Origin of the sequence: Providencia sp. PROV080, from assembly GCF_033688105.1 — a bacterium.
Taxonomy (GTDB): domain Bacteria; phylum Pseudomonadota; class Gammaproteobacteria; order Enterobacterales; family Enterobacteriaceae; genus Providencia; species Providencia zhejiangensis.
In genome coordinates this window covers 2,816,015-2,834,237 of sequence record NZ_CP096346.1, presented here as the reverse complement: position 1 = coordinate 2,834,237, position 18,223 = coordinate 2,816,015, and the positions used below count along the sequence as shown (strand labels likewise).

Below are 18,223 nucleotides of genomic sequence, written 5' to 3'. Positions count from 1 at the left end.
ACTGACTACGACTTTTATCAATGCTTATATAGGATTTTTATGGCTATCGAATATCGCAATCTGCATACATCCCAATTATCACAAGATGAAAAAGAGAGGCTTTATCATTTGCTTGTGGAAGGCTTTGAAGGGGATTTTACGCATGATGATTTTGCACATACTCTCGGTGGAATGCATGTGGTTGCCTTTGACCAACAAAAAATGGTTGGCCATGTTGCGATAATTCAGCGTCATATGGCAATCAATGAAGCGCCTATTTCTGTTGGTTATGTTGAAGCTATGGTGGTTTTACATGACTATCGACGTCAAGGGATTGGGCGACAATTGATGTTACAAACGAATAAAATCATTGGTTCATGTTATCCGTTAGGTTTGTTATCGGCTTCGGAAGAAGGAGAGAAATTGTATCATTCGGTTGGCTGGAGAGTATGGAAAGGCAAACTATTCGAATTAAAGCAAGGTCACTATATCCGCTCTATTGAAGAAGAAGGTGGGCTTATGGGCTGGAAAGCTGATGGTGAAATTGATTTGAGTGCTTCACTGTATTGTGATTTTCGCGGCGGTGATCAATGGTAATTAATAAGCAGAGTTGGGTTTGTAGAATAATTGCTCATTAGGTAAGAGCCAACCACATGTCATGGATAATTAAGATCGGAATTACTGTTGAGATATACTATTTGACAAGCAGAAAGATATACTTAAAATATGACTTTCTATTGGTCTAAAAGACTCGTAAGCGTTTACGTTAATCAACGCATATAACTTTGTTATGCAACAGTTATATGCTGTTGTATGCGTGTAATTTGGAGTCTATAGAATGTCATTAGAAAATAAAAATACAATTTTGGGCATCCCCAAACTTCCTACCAGAGCTTTGATTTTTCTTATTCCTTTTTTCTTATCATTAGTGATGAGCGGTATTGTTTCTTTTATTAGTATTGTAAAAGCCTTGGGCTTGAATAGTGAAATATTCGCACCTTGGTTAAGTTCTTGGATGTTATCATGGATGATAGCTTTTCCGACAGTATTAATTGTTTTACCGCTAGCGAAAAAAGTGTCTTTATTTTTTGTTAAAAGCTAATGACTTTGCCATCTTTATGTAAGATGGCATCTCATTAACGTCATATTACTGAATTATATTCTCTTCTTGTGGTAAGGCCGATTTAGGTAAGCCAAATATTTTGTCAAAAGCCCAATTAAAGAAGAAAGTATAAATAGGAATAAATATAATTAACGCAAAATCGAGTATTAAGGCTTGCAGCAAACTAACCGATAACCACCATGCAATAAGTGGAATTAAAAAGACCACTAAGGTTAGCTGAAATAGAATTGCATGGGCAAACCGTCGACGGAATGTCCTGATCCTCGATGTTTGTTTTGACTCCCAATATTCGAATGCGGTATTGAAAATAAAATTCCAGCTCACGGCAATCGTCGTGATAACAAGCGCTAATGGCCCTGTGGTTTCTGCCGAATTACCAGAAAGAAAGGCAAGTGCCAGTGATGAAATTAACCAGCCAATCACTTCATAGGCGGTAATAAAAACGACTTTTCGTTTGATACCTTGCATTTTTTTATCCTACATACTGTGTGTTTTAGTCTGGTAAATTAAATCAACATTGATGATAATAAAAGTCAGCTAATATCAATATAATTGAAAGGTTGGATATGCCATTTAATAGCGAAAATCTCACTATCTTTTTGACTGTACTGGAGAAAGGCTCATTTTCGGCTGCTGCAAGAGCGTTGCATCGAGTTCCCTCTGCGGTGAGTATGGCGATCGCTAATTTGGAAGCTGAGTTGGGTTTTTTGCTGTTTGAAAGGCATACTAGAGAACCTAAGCCTACTGAAAAGGCCCTTTCTCTAGAGCCTTATGCGCGTACCATTGTCGATAATCTGCGGCAGTTAAATGTTTTTTCGCGAGAGTTAACACAAGGGGTGGAAAGCATCTTAACTATCGGGATTGCAGAAGGCATTAACCCCAATTTATTATTTGATTCATTGAAAACATTGAGTCAGCGTTATCCTTTAATGCACGTCGAGTTAATGACGGCCCCCCAAGATGACATTCTGTCGTTATTACACCAGAACCGCCTACACCTTGCGATTGCCTTTGGTGGTATTTCTGTTAACGCTCAAGAACAATTCCAATGTATTGGTTATGAATTGTTGGTTGCAACCATTTCAGCGGCTCATCCATCGATTAAACAGGCATCTTCTTTATATATGGAAGATCTTGTTCAAACTCGGCAGATCGTCATAACCAGTTTTGAACATGAGTTGAGTGATATTCGTGCCGTTGTGGCAAGTAATTATTGGCGAACGGATAACTTTGCAATGGCATTAGGTTTAGTTGAAGCCGGAATGGGGTGGGGTAACTTACCAATTTCATTAATTAAAGATAAGTTAAAACACGGTACGCTTAAGCGATTAGAGTTTAAAAATACGCCAAATGGATTAGAGTTACCGATTCATATAGTTTGTTTAAAAGGGCAGGTATTAAAACGCGGTGCACAGGAATGTATCGAATTATTAAAGTCAAATAATCAAGTCATCAAAGTTCCTCGTGTTTGAGCCCTAGACCCTACGTTAGAGAATATTATTATGTCATTAAAAATTATTGGTTTGTTTTTCTTAACTGCGTTAGCTGAAATTGCAGGTTGTTATTTCCCTTATTTGTGGATGAAAAAACAAGCTGGTGCATGGGTATTATTACCTGCGGCGCTGTGCCTTATGGTGTTTGTGTGGTTACTGACGCTCCACCCTGAGTCTAGCGGCAGAATTTATGCAACTTATGGCGGAATTTATATTGCTACAGCATTATTATGGTTACGTGTGGTGGATGGCGTCTCTCTGACGACAACCGATTGGATTGGTGCGCTGGTGGTATTTATTGGTGCTGGAATTATTATTAGCGGTTGGAAATAAAGTTAAATTAATTTGACATAAAAATGTAAATTTTAGTTATGGGAATTGAGTGCTTTTTTATTATTAATAAATTTTTTTAATATAGAAGGCGTGTCAGAGTAGAGATGATTTAGTGAATATAGATAAGGAAAACTTAATTTAAATTAAGTAAGCGTTTATTATTGAGGCAAGTGTTATACGCTAAAAATTGATCCTGACTTTGTTTTTATATTTAATGTGTTTTCTTGTTATTTGATCTGTATCATTATTTTAAAATATTACTCTATTAGTAGTATATTTAATTGAGGATTAACTACTCAGTTAATATTAATTTACCTTTTATTTTCACATTCATTGATTTTAGGCAATATATAATTATCATACGTTGATATTCTCCCTCCGATTTATACAATAAATATAAAGAGGGAAGCAATGAACGTCAGTCGCAGAAAGTTTTTTAAAATCTGTGCCGGCGGGATGGCAGGTACGACAGTAGCTGCGTTAGGTTTTATGCCTTCAATGGCAATGGCTAATGTACGTGAATATAAATTACTCAGGTCTAAAGAGACTCGTAATACTTGTACTTACTGTTCTGTAGGTTGTGGATTATTAATTTATAGCATGGGCGATGGTGCCATGAATGCTAAATCTGCTATTTTCCATGTTGAAGGGGACCCTGATCATCCTGTCAATCGAGGAGCTTTATGTCCTAAAGGGGCTGGGCTACTGGATTATATCCATAGTGAAAACCGCTTACGTTATCCTGAATATCGCGCGCCAGGTTCTGATAAATGGCAACGCATCAGTTGGGATGATGCCTTTACCCGCATTGCACGGTTAATGAAAGATGATCGTGATGCCAATTTCATCGAAAAAAATGAACAAGGTACAACCGTAAATCGTTGGTTATCGACGGGGATGCTTTGTGCATCAGCGGCAAGCAACGAAACGGGTATGTTAACTCAGAAATTTGCACGTTCCCTCGGCATGTTAGCCGTCGATAACCAAGCACGTGTCTGACACGGACCAACGGTAGCAAGTCTTGCTCCAACATTTGGTCGCGGTGCGATGACCAACCACTGGGTTGATATTAAAAATGCGAATGTTGTTGTTGTGATGGGCGGAAATGCTGCGGAAGCTCACCCTGTTGGGTTCCGTTGGGCGATAGAAGCGAAGAATAACAATGATGCGACACTGATTGTGATCGATCCGCGTTTCACTCGTACGGCATCTGTGGCCGATCACTACATACCAATTCGCTCAGGTACTGATATTACTTTCTTATCAGGGGTTCTGCTATATCTGATTGAAAATAATAAAATTAATGCGGAGTATGTTCAACACTATACCAACGCAGCGTTGTTGGTCAGAGATGATTTCAGCTTTGAGGATGGTTTATTTAGTGGTTATAACGCGGAAAAACGTGCTTATGACAAAACGACATGGAACTACCAATTTGATGAAAATGGTCACGCACTACGTGATGACACGCTACAAAACCCACGTTGTGTATGGAACTTACTGAAGCAGCATGTTTCTCGTTATACACCTGAAATTGTAGAACAAATTTGTGGTACACCGAAAGATGACTTCTTGAAAGTTTGTGAAATCTTAGCTTCAACAAGTGTGGCGGATAGGACAACGACTTTCTTGTATGCATTAGGTTGGACCCAACATACGGTTGGCGCGCAAAATATTCGCACAATGGCGATGATCCAATTGCTATTGGGTAACATGGGAATGGCAGGTGGCGGAGTCAATGCGCTACGTGGACACTCAAACATCCAAGGTCTTACCGATTTGGGCTTGTTATCGACTAGCTTACCTGGCTATCTCACTTTGCCATCTGAAAAAATGCTGACGGTAGAGAGTTATTTGGCCGCGAATACGCCAAAAGCCACTTTACCTAATCAGGTTAACTATTGGAGTAATTATCCAAAATTCTTTGTTAGCTTGATGAAGTCTTTCTATGGTGATGCGGCACAAAAAGATAACCAATGGGGTTATGACTGGTTACCAAAATGGGATCAAGCTTATGATGTGATGAAGTATTTTGACATGATGAGCAAAGAACAAGTCAATGGCTATATTTGCCAAGGCTTTAACCCTGTTGCGTCATTCCCAGATAAAAACAAAGTGGTTAGCTGCTTAAGTAAACTGAAGTATTTAATTGTTGTTGACCCACTCGTCACTGAAACGGCTAACTTCTGGCAAAACCATGGTGAAATGAATGATGTTGATACGGCATCCATTCAAACTGAGGTATTCCGTTTGCCATCAACATGTTTTGCTGAGGAAGATGGTTCGATCGCTAATTCAGGCCGTTGGCTACAGTGGCACTGGAAAGCCGCAGATGCACCTGGTGAAGCACGTAATGATGGTCAAATCCTAACCGGCATTTTGTATAAAATCCGTGAGCTTTATGAGCAAGAAGGTGGTCAGGGTCGTGACCCGCTTATGCAGATGCGTTGGGATTACAAGCGCCAATTCCATCCAGAATCAGAAGAAGTAGCCAAGGAAAATAACGGTATTGCATTGGCTGACCTCTATGATGCGGATGGTAATTTGCAAGCGAAAAAAGGCGAGCTACTCAGTTCTTTTGCGTTATTACGCGATGATGGTTCTACGGCATCATCTTGCTGGATCTATACAGGTAGCTGGACAGAAAAAGGCAATCAGATGGCAAATCGTGATAATAGCGACCCATCTGGCATTGGTAACACATTAGGCTGGGCTTGGGCATGGCCACTCAATCGTCGCGTCATTTATAACCGTGCTTCTTGTGATACACAAGGTAAGCCATGGGATAAAAAACGCATCTTGATTGAATGGAATGGCAAAAAATGGGTCGGTAATGATATTCCTGACTTCAATGCCTCTGCGCCTGAAGTAGGAACTGGACCATTTATTATGCAACCGGAAGGTTTAGGTCGTTTGTTTGCGATTGATAAAATGGCGGAAGGTCCATTCCCTGAGCATTACGAACCATTTGAAACGCCATTAGGAACTAACCCGTTGCACCCGAATGTGGTTTCAAACCCAGCAGCACGTATTTTTGAGGAAGATAAAAAACGCCTCGGAAATCACGAGCAATTCCCTTATGTCGGTACCACCTATCGTTTAACTGAACATTTCCATACATGGACTAAGCATGCTCGTTTGAATGCGATTGTACAGCCTGAGCAATTTGTGGAGATTAGCGAAACTCTGGCAAAAGCGAAAGGCATCGTGAATGGCGATAAGGTTAAAGTCAGCAGTAAACGTGGCTTCATTAAAGCGGTGGCTGTGGTCACTCAACGATTGCAGACATTAATGGTGGATGGCAAACCGATCGAAACGGTCGGGCTACCTATTCATTGGGGCTTTGAAGGTGCAACCCAAAAAGGGTTTATTACGAATACATTAACTCCATCTGTTGGTGACGCGAACTCTCAAACTCCTGAGTATAAAGCGTTTTTAGTTAATATCGAGAAGGCGTAAGGGAGGGAACGAATGCAATCTCAAGACATTATTAAACGTTCCGCGACCAATAGCATTACGCCTCCCCCACAGGCGCGTGATGATAAGTTTGAAGTTGCGAAACTGATAGATGTGACATCCTGTATTGGTTGTAAAGCCTGTCAGGTTGCGTGTTCAGAATGGAACGATATTCGTGATGAAGTCGGTCATTGCGTTGGTGTTTACGATAACCCAATGGATTTGAGCGCGAAATCATGGACCGTGATGCGATTTAGCGAAACCACTGAAAATGGCAAGCTAGAGTGGTTAATTCGTAAAGATGGTTGCATGCATTGTACGGACCCTGGGTGTTTAAAAGCCTGTCCGTCGGCGGGAGCAATCATTCAATACGCAAATGGTATCGTGGACTTTCAATCTGAGCACTGTATTGGTTGTGGGTATTGTATCGCGGGTTGCCCGTTCAATATCCCGCGTTTAAATCCAAAAGATAACCGTGTTTATAAATGTACACTGTGTGTGGATAGGGTTGCGGTAGGGCAAGAGCCTGCTTGTGTGAAAACTTGTCCAACAGGCGCGATCCATTTCGGTACCAAAAGAGAAATGCTGGAGTACGCTTCCGAACGTGTTGATAAGCTACAAAAACGTGGTTTTAAAAATGCGGGGATCTATGATCCAGAAGGTGTTGGCGGTACTCATGTAATGTATGTGCTACAACATGCGGATAACCCAGAGTTATATCATGGTTTACCGAAAAATCCGCAAATTGATACCCCAATTAACCTGTGGAAGGCGGTGTTAAAACCACTTTCAGTGGTGGGCTTTATTGCCACTTTTGCAGGGCTAATTTTCCACTATGTTGGAATTGGTCCTAATAAAGAAGTGGATGATGAAGAGGAGGAAGATGGTCATGAGTAAAAAGAGCAAAATGATTGTTCGGACAAAATTTATTGACCGAGCATGCCACTGGACCGTGGTTATCTGCTTCTTTTTAGTTGCTTTGTCAGGGATTGCCCTATTTTTCCCAACATTGCAATGGCTGACAGAAACCTTCGGAACGCCGCAAATGGGACGGATTCTGCATCCTTTCTTTGGTGTATTAATTTTTGTGGTGTTGATGTTTATGTTTTTCCGTTTTGTGAAACATAACATTCCGGATAAACAGGATTTACCTTGGATTAAGAACATCGTTGAAGTTTTAAAAGGTAATGAACACCATGTAGCGGATGTAGGAAAATATAACGCTGGGCAAAAAATGATGTTTTGGAGCATTATGAGTATGATTTTTGTACTCTTAGCGACTGGCATCATAATATGGCGTCCTTATTTTGCGCATATCTTCCCAATGTGGATGGTTCGCTGGAGCTTATTTATTCATGCAGCAGCAGCCATCATCTTAATTCATGCCATTTTGATCCATATGTACATGGCTTTTTGGGTTAAAGGGTCGATTAAAGGCATGGTAGAAGGTAAAGTCAGCCGACGTTGGGCGAAAAAACATCACCCTCGTTGGTATCGTGAAGTTGAAGCGAAAGAGACGGAAGCGGAAAAAAACAAACCGTAAGCTTATAAACTGCCGTTATTTGAGCCACCGTCATTTTATGCGGTGGCTTTTTTGTATGTTTTTTTGCTAATGTTATTTATCACGAGTGTTGTCATAGGAAAAATAATGCGGGCTGATCAATATATTGCGTACTGTTTTGTGAGGGCAATGAAGCGGGAAAAAGATATTTTATTATTGCAAAAAATGTCTTATGTGAAACATTGGGTATTATGTAACCAAGCGGGTGTTGAGGTTATCAGAACGGTAGAAATTACATATTTCCTTGATAAATTACGCGATTATCTGGATGGAATGATAAGCAAACAGGTTTATTTCAATCAACAACAACAGATCGTCATCGCGGATGGTGATGTATGTGTAAAATTGTTTACTTTGGAATGGACGGGAGAAAATGCAGTTTTAATTGAGACTGTGGCGGAACAATCCATATCGTCATTGCAAAATGAAGGACATAATCAACAGGCATTTTTAAAGACGCTACAAGAAATTGAACGGCTAGCAATGCAAATTGGGGAAACAGGTTTTGCCGCTATTTTTAGAGCACAAGCAGAAAAACTATTAAAACCAGTTAAAAATAATGAAATGCTTTGTGAATGCTTATTTGATGTGGCTTGTGGTGCTTGGGTTTTTGGTGGGATGGGCTCATGGAATGATTCAGCGCCTTTTTTAGCTTATGAAAAAGGCTTAGAACCTGAGTATGATAAGCTAACTCACCAATTATACCATCATATTCAGCATGCTCTCCGTTATTCAGCAAATCATTGTGATGTGAGCACCGAGAGCTAAAAAACGCACATTTTCTGAAAAGTTTTCATTAAAATCATCCTATTTTAGGGTGGTGGTTTTCATTAATTTGCGGCACCTAATGGTGTTTTTTAATTTCTAAACCAATAAACGAAAAAATAATAATCACTTGCAAACCATAACAAAAGAGTACAACGATGAGTATAGAATCTGTTAGAAAGTTTATCGCCCAACATGCTCCTGATATCGAGATTATTGAGACTGACGGGGTGACAGCCACTGTTCAGCAAGCCGCACTTGTTCATAATGTCGAGCCTAATCAGATAGCGAAGACCCTATCACTAAAAGTAAAAAATGAGGTTATCCTTGTCGTGTGTGCAGGAGAGGCTCGTTTGGATAATCAAAAGGTCAAACAGGCTCTCGGTTCGAAAGCAAGAATGCTCAGAGCGGATGAGGTGGTCGAGTTAACTAGCCACCCTGTTGGGGGTGTTTGTCCTTTTGGTTTACCTTCAGCGTTAGCGGTATATTGTGATATATCGCTACAACAATATACTGAGGTACTACCTGCCGCAGGGTCGGTTAACAGTGCATTACGTATTTCACCTCAGCGCATGTTAGAACTTACTCAAGGTTCTTGGATCGATATTTGCCAATAATGATGGATTAATTTGATAAATAAGGGTTTTGTAGACGATATAATACATGCTCTTGTAGCCAATGGCCTTCAGGGAGGGCGGGATGAGCAAAGTTTTCAGGGTCTTTTGTCATGCCCAATTTTTTCATCACGCCCTCAGAAGGTGTGTTAGCGACCGCGGTGAAAGCAACGATCTCATTTAATTTCAGTTGATTAAAAGCAAACTGAATTGCAGCTTGAGCCGCTTCAATGGTATAACCTTGTCGCCAATATTGAGGACGTAATCGCCATCCAATTTCGGTACACGGCGAGAAAGGAAATTGATATTCGGGAATATTTAGACCAACAAAACCAATTAATTCATGTGTCGACTTTAATTCAACAGCCCACAATCCCCATCCTCCTTGGCTGGCAAATCGCGCCATAATCGTATCCATAAAGTGATCGCTTTGTGATTTATTTAATACGAAAGGAAAATAACGCATGACTTCAGGGGAATTATTCATTTCAAAAAACAGCGCTTTGTCTTGTTCAGTCCAGCCACGTAGAAGTAAGCGGGGAGTTTCAAGTGTAATAATTGACATATAAAAGCCTTATATTATTTTGTGTGTAGCCTCAGATGAAGAATGGGGAAGGGATTACCTTCACCATCTTTTTCTGAGCGTGCAAATTGCCTAAATCCCATATGCTGGTAAAAACCAATGGCCTGTGGATTTTGCTCATTCACATCAACGTCAGTAATTGCGAGTTGCTCAATAGCAAAACGAAGTAATTGTTTGCCGATCCCTGAACCTCGATGAGATTGTGAAATAAATAGCATCTCTAGTTTATTTTGGTCAACACCGATAAACCCAGTTATTTTATTATCTTCAGTAACCGCAACATAGACTGAGAGTTGCGGTAAATACTCTTTATAGATGGCGACTTTTAATTTCTGTAACGTTGCTTCAGGTAAAAAATCGTGTGTTGCTCTGACGGATGACTCCCAAACATCAATAATTTCATTGTATTGTGATGGGGTAGCGGCTTGAATTCTCATCGGAGTAAACTCCTAATTTGGTGAATAGAATATTGTCAGTCGTTGCGGTTAATATCAACCATGCCTTTATAGGGTTTCGCTAATATTCTTGGTTGAAGCGATTATAACAATAAATAGCCATTAATGACCTCGCTTAGTTCTTATTTCGTAGTGAAGTCTGTTTTTGAGATATTAATCGCAGAAAAAAAAGTCAGTTACTTCATTATAAGATAGCAGTAAATTCAACTAGAAATAGGAATAAATTATTTATTTTACAATAAATTAATGTCATGCGACAAAATACAACAACAAAATGGTAGGGGTATTTCGATGAAATATAAGGTTTTAACACTCTGTTTATCTGCTGCACTATTGGCGCCAATCGCGCCTGCATTTGCAAATACCGATAATGCTGAAAATATGCAACTCGACCAAGTATTATTATTAAGTCGCCATAATTTACGAACACCTATTGTTAATACGGGGATCTTAACGGAAGTTACCGATAAAAAATGGCCAGCATGGGATGCGAAGAGTGGGTATTTAACGACAAAAGGCGGCGCACTTGAAGTTTATATGGGGCATTATTTTCGGGAATGGGCGGATGAAAAGAAGTTACTCGCCGATGAATTATGCCCAACGAGTAATGAAGAATTATTTGTTTATACAAATAGCTTGCAAAGAACAATTGCGACAGCACAATTTTTCACCGCGGGTGCATTTCCCGGTTGTACTGTGAAAATTCATCATCAACCTGAAATTGGCACCATGGATCCCGTCTTTAATCCTATTATTACTAACGATAGCTCTGAGTTTAAGCAAAAAGCCTTATTAGCGATGGAAGAGCATTTAAAACAGCTCAACCTGAAACCAGGATATGATGAGCTAGATACTGTTCTTGATATTAAAAACTCGCCAAAATGTAAAACGGATAAGCTGTGTGAACTTTCATCACAAGATAATCGTTTTATTATTGAGGCTAATAAAGAGCCAGGTGTCGCTGGGGCGCTTAAAATTGCGAACTCAGCAGTCGATGCGATCGATTTGCAATATTATGAAGGGTTCCCAGAAAAACAAGTTGCATGGGGAATGGTAAATACAGCAGATAAATGGCGTAAGCTAAACACGTTAAAAAATGGCTATCAGGAAACTTTATTCTCTCCTAAATTAATTGCTAAAAATGTTGCTCATCCTTTATTAAATTACATCAATAAAGGCTTCGTTTCTGTCGATAAAGGAGAAACGGCAAAATTTATTATGCTGGTTGGTCATGATTCAAATATTGCTTCCTTAATGTCAGCCATGGATTTCAATCCGTACCAATTGCCAGAGCAATATGAACATACCCCAATTGGTGGAAAATTAGTTTTCCAACGTTGGCATGATAAGAGTGATAATAAAGATTATGTGAAGGTGGAATATGTTTATCAAACAGCAGATCAACTTAGAGATAATAGCTACCTTTCTTTAGAAACCCCACCTAAACACGTCACGTTATCTATGAAAAATTGCCCTATCGATAAGAACGGTTATTGTTCTTGGGAAGATTTTCAAAAAGTGATGCAATCTGCATTAGCGCAATAATGGTTTTATTGATACGCACTAGCCCGTGATAAAAGCGGGCTTTTTACTTTATTGAATCATTATCGTGCTGCGTTAAGTCGATAGTCAATGCGGCTTAACGATACTCAATTTAGCGAGTTATTAGCGAGTACTGGCGACTTGAAGAATGGCAACTCTCGTTGTTATTATTGCTGTTTATTAGCGGAATTCACGGATAAATTATATAGCATGGACATTCAACTACTGCACTTAAATCAAATAGACTGTAATGACATTATCGCACTCAATACGCATCCTCTCGTATTAGCACACATGCCTCTTGGAGATGACCAGTTTGATGAGCCATTTTGCCACCAATGGGTTAAGCAAAAAGAGCAACACTGGCATACACATGGATTTGGTGTATGGGCATTGGTTGTTGATGGTAGGTTTATTGGATGGGGAGGGTTTCAAGATGAAAATGGAGATGCTGATTTAGCGTTAGTATTGCATCCAGATTATTGGGGGTGCGGTAAAAAAATCGTGAATAAAATGCTTGAACAAGCGGTGACTCATATGTCATTACCCTCAATAACCATTCATCTTCCACTCAGTCGTAAAAAACTGGGGGCTATTTACCGTTATGGTTTTGTGGAAGAAGGTGAAGTGAGTTTTGATGGGGTCATTTTCAAACGATTTAGATTGAAATTAGCCGAACTATCTAAGAAAAAACCCTGCTAGAAAGCAGGGCGTGAAAGCCACGAAAATGTTTATGAGGCTTCAATCTAACCTATAATCTTGTGTAATAGTCTTATAAATTGTGTGTATTTATTATCTCTTGAATTGGTCTTAAAGAGATGATCTCAATAAGATTAAAATCCAAACATTTCACTAAAAATGTTATTTTTTACTACCCTATATTTCAGCGGATCACCAAAACAGATGTTTTTGCGTAACGTACGACTGATGCAGCATTAGAGCCGAGTAAATAGGTAGACATGCTTGGGTGGCGAGAACCAATTAAAATGATATCTGCATTGATCTCTTCGGCGATAGCCAAAATTTCATCCTTAACTGAACCTACAGAGGATGTAACATGTACCTTATCAGCAGGGATAGCAAAGCGTTTTACTTTTTCTTTTAATTCATTGAGGATGATTTCCGCTTGTTTTTCATCATCGGGAAAATCGCCAGGAAGAATGGTTCCACCGTAGCGTAAATAGTTAGAAATGGGAGCACTAACAGCGAGAAAATGCACTTCGGCATTATTTAATTTCTGGATGGCAGTGACATGAGGGATGACAAGGTCGGTAAGTGCGTCTTCACTAACATCAATCGGAACTAGAATCGTTTTGTACATAAATCCTCCTTTTTGTCTTTTATTTTATAAGTTTAGAACATTTCCATGCATATTGAAATTAATCATTACTATTTTAAAGACAATGAACTATTTAGACTAAAATGGAGCAGATAGTGGGGGAGTAGGATGAAAAATAGAGAGGAATATTATCAGGAAAATAGAATATATTTAATCCACAACTCATAACGAATTTCGCTAGAGTTGTGGCACGATTTGGTATCAATTATTTTTTACAAGCTTCTTTTAAACCGCCTTTGCAGGCTTGACTCAAGTATTGTTTGGCTGCTTTATCATCTATTTCGATACCTTCACCATTTTCATACATTTTTCCGACTTGAAATTGTGCTGGTGGATATTTTTTATCGGCAGATTTTTTAAACCAGTCAAAAGCCACGATATAATTTTGTTTAACACCGATCCCTTGATAATAAATTTGCCCCATATAATTTTGAGCTTCGGGATTACCTTGGTTGGCAGATTTTTCAAACCATTGAATCGCAGTTTCAATATTCGGCTCAACACCGTTACCATTTAAGTACATATCGCCTAAAAAAAGCTGTGCATCTGCACTGCCTTTATTAGAGGCCATGGTTAACCATTTTTTAGCTTTCGGGTAGTCCTTCTTAACTTCATTTCCCAAGTAGTAGCCGATACCCAGCATGACTTGAGCTTTGATGTCACCTTTTTGAGCCTCTTTTTCAACCAATTTGATCGTTTCGTTAGAGACAGCGGCAAAGCTTGAATGCACCGAAATAATGAAAAGTAAAATGAATGAATAGATTTTATACATAATGTTGTGAATATCTTATATTGTGTCAGTGAGCAAGGTAAAGGTGGTTGTACGCGCTATGTTAAGATGATAGTCCAAACAAATAACAACATCATTAACACTCAGGATTAGCGTTAGCAACAAAATTTTACTTTAAATACTTTACGTCTCTAGGCATAGAATATCAATGTGTTTTAGTTTTTTATCTCACTTTGCTAACGCTTTTTAAAATAAGAATGTGCGTAAAGTTGTTTTTATCTCGTTCATTATCGTAATTTACTCGTTTTAGGTGTGTGTTATGCAGGGTTAGTATTGTAGTGAACGGATGTATTTTTATTTATAGGAAAATCCTGCATTTTTAAAGAGGCAATTTCGTTGTTCTATTTTAAGAAAGTGCGATCGGTATCTCATACTCGTTAAGAATAGAACTATCACACGGTGATAGGCGTATAAAGTGAGGTTCTTCCTATTATAAGGGGTTAATTAACGTGAAATCCTGATAATGCTAATCCCCCTACAATATCTAGAGGGTACTAGCGATTTATTTATTGCTGTTGATTACCAGTGATTAGTCACCATCATTAGCCCGGGTATGGCGCAGGTAACAATACCAACGAGTAGTGTTAACGTACCTAGATGATTAATTTTAATATTCAGTGAGAATGTACAAAAAAACAGTAACCATAATATTGCCCATACTAACCAGAGCACAACCATGCGAATATCTGAACTGGCATAATAGGCATAAAATAAGGCATTAAAAAAGACAAAAAGACAATACCATCCAAATAATTTACCCGATAAGGAATATATTTTCACAAAACTTAAAAATAGATAAGTGAAGGTAAATAGCATAGATTGTGCTATTGCAGTGTAGGCTATACTCTCTTTAGCATTGATCATTAAAATGATATTACCAATTAAACAAAAACAACCAATAATACCATTAAATATTCCCGTTTCTTTATCATCATATCCTTTTATAATTGCGATTCCATTTATACTCAAAACACTACCAATAAAAATAAGTAATATCCCCTCCATCGTTCACCTCTTAATGATAAATTGATTATTATCGACAGTGAGCACTATATGCATTGAGTGCTCATTATTGAATATCGCTCTTGCGACTAAAGGTTCTATATGTATCTTAAAAATACGCTTTATATCTCTTACACCATAACGTGGGTCACACATTGAATTTATTTTCACTTTTGCTAAAACATCGAGTGTGATATTAATTGAATACTGTACTATTCTTTGATTAAGATTGGATAATTGCATATCAATTATTTTAATCGCTTGTTCAGAGGTTATTTTCTTAAAGCTTATTTTTCTATCTATTCGATTAATAAATTCGGGGTCAAACTGTTTTTCAAGTAATGAGATGATTTTATTATCATAGCTCTTTTTTGGCCATAACTTAGTTATACCCTGTTTTTCATTTAAAATATCTTTAGATCCTAAATTAGACGTCATAATAATTATTGTATTTTTGAAGTTAATCGTTTTTTGGCCATTGGCAAGTTCTAATTCTCCAGTATCAAGAATATTCAGTAATGTTCTGATGACGCTTTTGCTGGCTTTTTCGATTTCATCAAATAATACAATGCCAGGAGTATTATAGCTGCCCTCTATTTTATCAGTATCAAATAACGAGTAGGACTCTTTACTTCCTGAATAACCTGGTGGTGCACCTGATAAAGAGGCTGCATAGTGATCTTGAGACAAAGTATTCATGTTTATTCGGCAATAATGCGCTTTACCATTATTGATTGCCTTCGCTAAAGCAATGACTGTTTCTGTTTTTCCTACCCCAGTGGGTCCTAAGAATAACAATGTAGTTAATGGTCTATTGGGATCAAATATATTGGTTTTAATGCAATAAAGAATATCTTTTAGCTGAGTTAATACTTCATCTTGCCCAATGATAGTTTTTTCAATATTCTCGATAACATTTTCTGGGTCAAAGATAAAACGAAAATGTCCTTTCTCTATTTTTAGAGATGAAGTGTTTTTTTCTTGAAGGTTCGATGCTAACATATCATTGATAAAAGGCATGTTTGTTCCTAATTAATGATAATGGATAAAGTAGTAATTCAAGAACAGCAGTGTATTTCTATTAATCATGCAAGTTGCTATTTATATAATATTTGGCTAATAGAGATGCCAAATACTCTCCATTTATCCTTGATGTAGAAAATTAATAGCAAGTATTAATATATTTAACGTTTATTCAATAATGAATTACTACTTCAGATTTTAGTTAACCAACATTTTTTATTTTATTTTCATCCGTGGGTAAATCGTAAACTTGGCATTCTGAAATACCGATAGTATCTCGAGTGATGCTTTCAACCTGTTCTTGCGTTTTTTCTGCATCAAGTACCCAGCTGCGATAAAATTCAAAAGGACACTCAGCAAGCCCTTTATTACCGTCACCCGAATTATAAATACCGGTATAGCCACGATGTAAAATCTTAAATAGATGGTTTTGTGATTGATCATATCGGCGAGCATCGCGGATTTCAGTTACTGAGAGTTGAGCATACTGCACACCCATTTCCTCTTCACCACATTCACCTAATGTATGTCCATCAAAACCAATAATCGCAGAATGCCCAAAGTAGGTATAAACCCCATCAAACCCAGTGCCATTTGCGACAGCAACATAACAGTTATTTGCCCATGCCATGGTTTTTGCCATCATTATCTGTTGTTCTTTAGCGGGATACATATAACCTTGACAACGAACAATAAGTTCTGCGCCTTTCATTGCGCAATCACGCCATATTTCAGGGTAATTTCCATCGTCACAAATGATCAGGCTTATTTTTAATCCTTTAGGTCCATCAGAAACATAAGTTTTATCGCCGGGGTACCAGCCTTCGATAGGGCACCATGGAATAATTTTACGGTATTTTTGGACTATATTACCGTTATCATCGATCAAAATAAGCGTGTTATAGGGCGCTTTTAAAGGATGTTCTTCATGTTGTTCACCCGTGATAGAAAATACCCCCCAAACCTTATTCGCTTTACAAGCCGCTGAAAATATTCTTGTTTCATCACCGGGAACCGTTGCTGCGGTAGCCATCATTTCTTCATGATCATACATGATCCCTTGGGTGCTATATTCAGGAAAAATAATAAGGTCAAGACCTGGAAAGCCTGTTTTTATACCCGCAATGACATCTGAAATTTTATTTGCATTTTCAATAACATCATCTCGGTTATGCAAGCGAGGTATTTTGTAATTAACGACAGCAACACCCACGGATGTAGGACTACTCGAAATATCACCATGTCTCATAGATTTCCTCTCTATATTATTTTTACTCGTTTAATGACTAAGTAAATGTAACTAAATGGAGGTATCAGGGGAGTTAATTCGCGACTATATGTGGTAATTATCACGTTTTTTTGTAATCAGTTACTGTGGAGTATAATGTATTGATTTAAATAGAAAATACTTTTTTGAAAAATGACCCCTATAGTTTATTTGGTATTTTTATTGGTGAGTCATTGCGGTTTTTGTAGTGTGAAATGAGGTTAATCAGGCTGTGTAGGTATGTTATTTACTATGAATCATCTTTAAATATGGAAGGAAAAACTGGCAATATCGTCACATTGCTGCTTTTTAAAGTTATCTTTTAAGTAGATGGTTATTATTTTTTATTTCCAATAAGGCAGGATTAATGACTGATTACTCTGTGTGATAGGGTAGCGTTTAGAATAATACCTCAATACATTCATGAGGTAAGACTTTAGACTTGCTACCCAGATTGAATACTGTTCTATTGAAAATCGAAAAGTGGTGTTGGTTTACCATGATCATCGACAGCGACAAAGTTAAATTGACCATGGATCACTTCTTCGCGGCCTTCACGATACATATCTTCTAAAAAGATAGAAACATTGACTGTCAAACTTGTTCTACCAACACGGCTCACTTTACCCACTAATTCAACAATTGTGCCGGAGGGGATCGGGTGAGTGAAGTTGATTTTTTCGGTTGAAACGGTGACCAAACGTTTACGAGAAAAACGCGTTGCAGTAATAAAAGAGACTTCATCCATCCACGCAAGGGCGGTTCCACCAAATAAGGTATCATGATGGTTTGTGGTTGTAGGAAAAATAACCTTGGAAACACTGGTAATAGAATCTTCGATTTTTTGCGTGATTATCTCATCAACGTCAGAACGCATAATGTTGCCTTACAATTATTT

20 protein-coding genes are annotated in these 18,223 nt (G+C 38.2%); 11 read left to right on the top strand and 9 right to left on the bottom strand.

Annotated elements, in window-relative coordinates:
- Positions 1-39: 39 nt before the first annotated feature.
- Positions 40-576, top strand: a complete 537-nt coding sequence (gene aac(2')-Ia / locus M1F03_RS12585) for an aminoglycoside N-acetyltransferase AAC(2')-Ia (RefSeq protein WP_251464462.1) — start codon at positions 40-42, stop codon at positions 574-576.
- A 241-nt stretch (positions 577-817) separates the two neighbouring features.
- On the top strand, positions 818-1,081 hold the full coding sequence (locus tag M1F03_RS12580) for a DUF2798 domain-containing protein (protein WP_251464460.1): 264 nt from the start codon (positions 818-820) through the stop codon (positions 1,079-1,081).
- A gap of 45 nt (positions 1,082-1,126) precedes the next feature.
- On the opposite strand, the gene M1F03_RS12575 is transcribed toward M1F03_RS12580, so the two are convergent.
- Positions 1,127-1,570, bottom strand: a complete 444-nt coding sequence (locus M1F03_RS12575; RefSeq protein WP_251464458.1) for a PACE efflux transporter — start codon at positions 1,568-1,570, stop codon at positions 1,127-1,129.
- Positions 1,571-1,668: 98 nt separating this feature from the next.
- Here M1F03_RS12575 and M1F03_RS12570 point away from each other — a divergent pair, with 98 nt between their 5' ends.
- The 7 genes from M1F03_RS12570 to M1F03_RS12540 all read left to right on the top strand — a co-directional run bounded on the left by M1F03_RS12570 (position 1,669) and on the right by M1F03_RS12540 (position 9,327).
- A complete protein-coding gene (locus M1F03_RS12570; protein WP_154622956.1) occupies positions 1,669-2,574 on the top strand; it encodes a LysR family transcriptional regulator in 906 nt (301 codons plus the stop codon).
- A 30-nt stretch (positions 2,575-2,604) separates the two neighbouring features.
- Positions 2,605-2,928 (top strand): YnfA family protein, encoded by a 324-nt coding sequence (locus tag M1F03_RS12565; RefSeq protein WP_196712951.1) that lies wholly within the window; start codon positions 2,605-2,607, stop codon positions 2,926-2,928.
- Positions 2,929-3,339: 411 nt separating this feature from the next.
- Positions 3,340-6,387: a formate dehydrogenase-N subunit alpha gene (gene fdnG / locus M1F03_RS12560; protein ID WP_154624643.1), complete on the top strand. Its 3,048-nt coding sequence runs from the start codon at positions 3,340-3,342 to the stop codon at positions 6,385-6,387.
- A 12-nt stretch (positions 6,388-6,399) separates the two neighbouring features.
- Positions 6,400-7,281 (top strand): formate dehydrogenase subunit beta, encoded by an 882-nt coding sequence (gene fdxH, locus M1F03_RS12555; RefSeq protein ID WP_154624642.1) that lies wholly within the window; start codon positions 6,400-6,402, stop codon positions 7,279-7,281.
- Positions 7,274-7,927, top strand: a complete 654-nt coding sequence (gene fdnI / locus M1F03_RS12550) for a formate dehydrogenase-N subunit gamma (protein ID WP_251464451.1) — start codon at positions 7,274-7,276, stop codon at positions 7,925-7,927. Before fdxH ends, fdnI begins: the two co-directional genes overlap by 8 nt.
- 105 nt (positions 7,928-8,032) lie before the next feature.
- Complete coding sequence (locus M1F03_RS12545) at positions 8,033-8,713, top strand: hypothetical protein (protein WP_272661252.1); 681 nt, start codon at positions 8,033-8,035, stop codon at positions 8,711-8,713.
- 155 nt (positions 8,714-8,868) lie between these two features.
- On the top strand, positions 8,869-9,327 hold the full coding sequence (locus tag M1F03_RS12540; RefSeq protein ID WP_154624639.1) for a YbaK/EbsC family protein: 459 nt from the start codon (positions 8,869-8,871) through the stop codon (positions 9,325-9,327).
- A 7-nt stretch (positions 9,328-9,334) separates the two neighbouring features.
- Here the strand turns inward: M1F03_RS12540 and M1F03_RS12535 are convergent, their stop codons facing one another.
- Both M1F03_RS12535 and M1F03_RS12530 read right to left on the bottom strand, forming a co-directional pair.
- On the bottom strand, positions 9,335-9,889 hold the full coding sequence (locus M1F03_RS12535; RefSeq protein WP_249999032.1) for a GNAT family N-acetyltransferase: 555 nt from the start codon (positions 9,887-9,889) through the stop codon (positions 9,335-9,337).
- A gap of 14 nt (positions 9,890-9,903) precedes the next feature.
- Positions 9,904-10,344 (bottom strand): acetyltransferase, encoded by a 441-nt coding sequence (locus M1F03_RS12530; RefSeq protein ID WP_154624637.1) that lies wholly within the window; start codon positions 10,342-10,344, stop codon positions 9,904-9,906.
- Positions 10,345-10,653: 309 nt separating this feature from the next.
- Here M1F03_RS12530 and agp point away from each other — a divergent pair, with 309 nt between their 5' ends.
- Together agp and M1F03_RS12520 are read left to right on the top strand one after the other, a co-directional pair.
- Positions 10,654-11,907: a bifunctional glucose-1-phosphatase/inositol phosphatase gene (gene agp / locus M1F03_RS12525; RefSeq protein ID WP_251464446.1), complete on the top strand. Its 1,254-nt coding sequence runs from the start codon at positions 10,654-10,656 to the stop codon at positions 11,905-11,907.
- Between the two features lie 87 nt (positions 11,908-11,994).
- Entirely contained in the window at positions 11,995-12,606 is a 612-nt protein-coding gene (locus M1F03_RS12520; protein WP_251464445.1) for a GNAT family N-acetyltransferase, read from the top strand.
- Positions 12,607-12,787: 181 nt separating this feature from the next.
- Here M1F03_RS12520 and M1F03_RS12515 read toward each other — a convergent pair whose 3' ends face one another.
- From M1F03_RS12515 to M1F03_RS12490, 6 genes are all read right to left on the bottom strand, one after another.
- Complete coding sequence (locus tag M1F03_RS12515; protein ID WP_154624635.1) at positions 12,788-13,225, bottom strand: universal stress protein; 438 nt, start codon at positions 13,223-13,225, stop codon at positions 12,788-12,790.
- A gap of 223 nt (positions 13,226-13,448) precedes the next feature.
- Entirely contained in the window at positions 13,449-14,015 is a 567-nt protein-coding gene (locus M1F03_RS12510) for a tetratricopeptide repeat protein (protein WP_251464443.1), read from the bottom strand.
- A 537-nt stretch (positions 14,016-14,552) separates the two neighbouring features.
- Complete coding sequence (locus M1F03_RS12505) at positions 14,553-15,038, bottom strand: AmiS/UreI family transporter (protein ID WP_154624633.1); 486 nt, start codon at positions 15,036-15,038, stop codon at positions 14,553-14,555.
- Positions 15,039-15,041: 3 nt separating this feature from the next.
- Complete coding sequence (locus M1F03_RS12500; RefSeq protein ID WP_251464442.1) at positions 15,042-16,055, bottom strand: AAA family ATPase; 1,014 nt, start codon at positions 16,053-16,055, stop codon at positions 15,042-15,044.
- Positions 16,056-16,260: 205 nt separating this feature from the next.
- Positions 16,261-17,307, bottom strand: coding sequence for an aliphatic amidase (locus M1F03_RS12495; RefSeq protein ID WP_154624631.1), 1,047 nt, complete (start codon positions 17,305-17,307; stop codon positions 16,261-16,263).
- 484 nt (positions 17,308-17,791) lie between these two features.
- On the bottom strand, positions 17,792-18,202 hold the full coding sequence (locus tag M1F03_RS12490; RefSeq protein ID WP_154624630.1) for an acyl-CoA thioesterase: 411 nt from the start codon (positions 18,200-18,202) through the stop codon (positions 17,792-17,794).
- Positions 18,203-18,223 lie beyond the last annotated feature (21 nt).

Coding starts and splice junctions, on each gene's coding strand:
- M1F03_RS12530 (WP_154624637.1), bottom strand. CDS start 10,344: ATGAGAATTCAAGCCGCTACCCCATCACAATACAATGAAATTATTGAT.
- fdnI (WP_251464451.1), top strand. CDS start 7,274: ATGAGTAAAAAGAGCAAAATGATTGTTCGGACAAAATTTATTGACCGA.
- agp (WP_251464446.1), top strand. CDS start 10,654: ATGAAATATAAGGTTTTAACACTCTGTTTATCTGCTGCACTATTGGCG.
- M1F03_RS12510 (WP_251464443.1), bottom strand. CDS start 14,015: ATGTATAAAATCTATTCATTCATTTTACTTTTCATTATTTCGGTGCAT.
- M1F03_RS12575 (WP_251464458.1), bottom strand. CDS start 1,570: ATGCAAGGTATCAAACGAAAAGTCGTTTTTATTACCGCCTATGAAGTG.
- M1F03_RS12570 (WP_154622956.1), top strand. CDS start 1,669: ATGCCATTTAATAGCGAAAATCTCACTATCTTTTTGACTGTACTGGAG.
- M1F03_RS12505 (WP_154624633.1), bottom strand. CDS start 15,038: ATGGAGGGGATATTACTTATTTTTATTGGTAGTGTTTTGAGTATAAAT.
- M1F03_RS12500 (WP_251464442.1), bottom strand. CDS start 16,055: ATGCCTTTTATCAATGATATGTTAGCATCGAACCTTCAAGAAAAAAAC.
- M1F03_RS12580 (WP_251464460.1), top strand. CDS start 818: ATGTCATTAGAAAATAAAAATACAATTTTGGGCATCCCCAAACTTCCT.
- M1F03_RS12490 (WP_154624630.1), bottom strand. CDS start 18,202: ATGCGTTCTGACGTTGATGAGATAATCACGCAAAAAATCGAAGATTCT.
- M1F03_RS12520 (WP_251464445.1), top strand. CDS start 11,995: ATGCGGCTTAACGATACTCAATTTAGCGAGTTATTAGCGAGTACTGGC.
- M1F03_RS12515 (WP_154624635.1), bottom strand. CDS start 13,225: ATGTACAAAACGATTCTAGTTCCGATTGATGTTAGTGAAGACGCACTT.
- M1F03_RS12540 (WP_154624639.1), top strand. CDS start 8,869: ATGAGTATAGAATCTGTTAGAAAGTTTATCGCCCAACATGCTCCTGAT.
- M1F03_RS12545 (WP_272661252.1), top strand. CDS start 8,033: ATGCGGGCTGATCAATATATTGCGTACTGTTTTGTGAGGGCAATGAAG.
- M1F03_RS12565 (WP_196712951.1), top strand. CDS start 2,605: ATGTCATTAAAAATTATTGGTTTGTTTTTCTTAACTGCGTTAGCTGAA.
- M1F03_RS12495 (WP_154624631.1), bottom strand. CDS start 17,307: ATGAGACATGGTGATATTTCGAGTAGTCCTACATCCGTGGGTGTTGCT.
- M1F03_RS12535 (WP_249999032.1), bottom strand. CDS start 9,889: ATGTCAATTATTACACTTGAAACTCCCCGCTTACTTCTACGTGGCTGG.
- fdxH (WP_154624642.1), top strand. CDS start 6,400: ATGCAATCTCAAGACATTATTAAACGTTCCGCGACCAATAGCATTACG.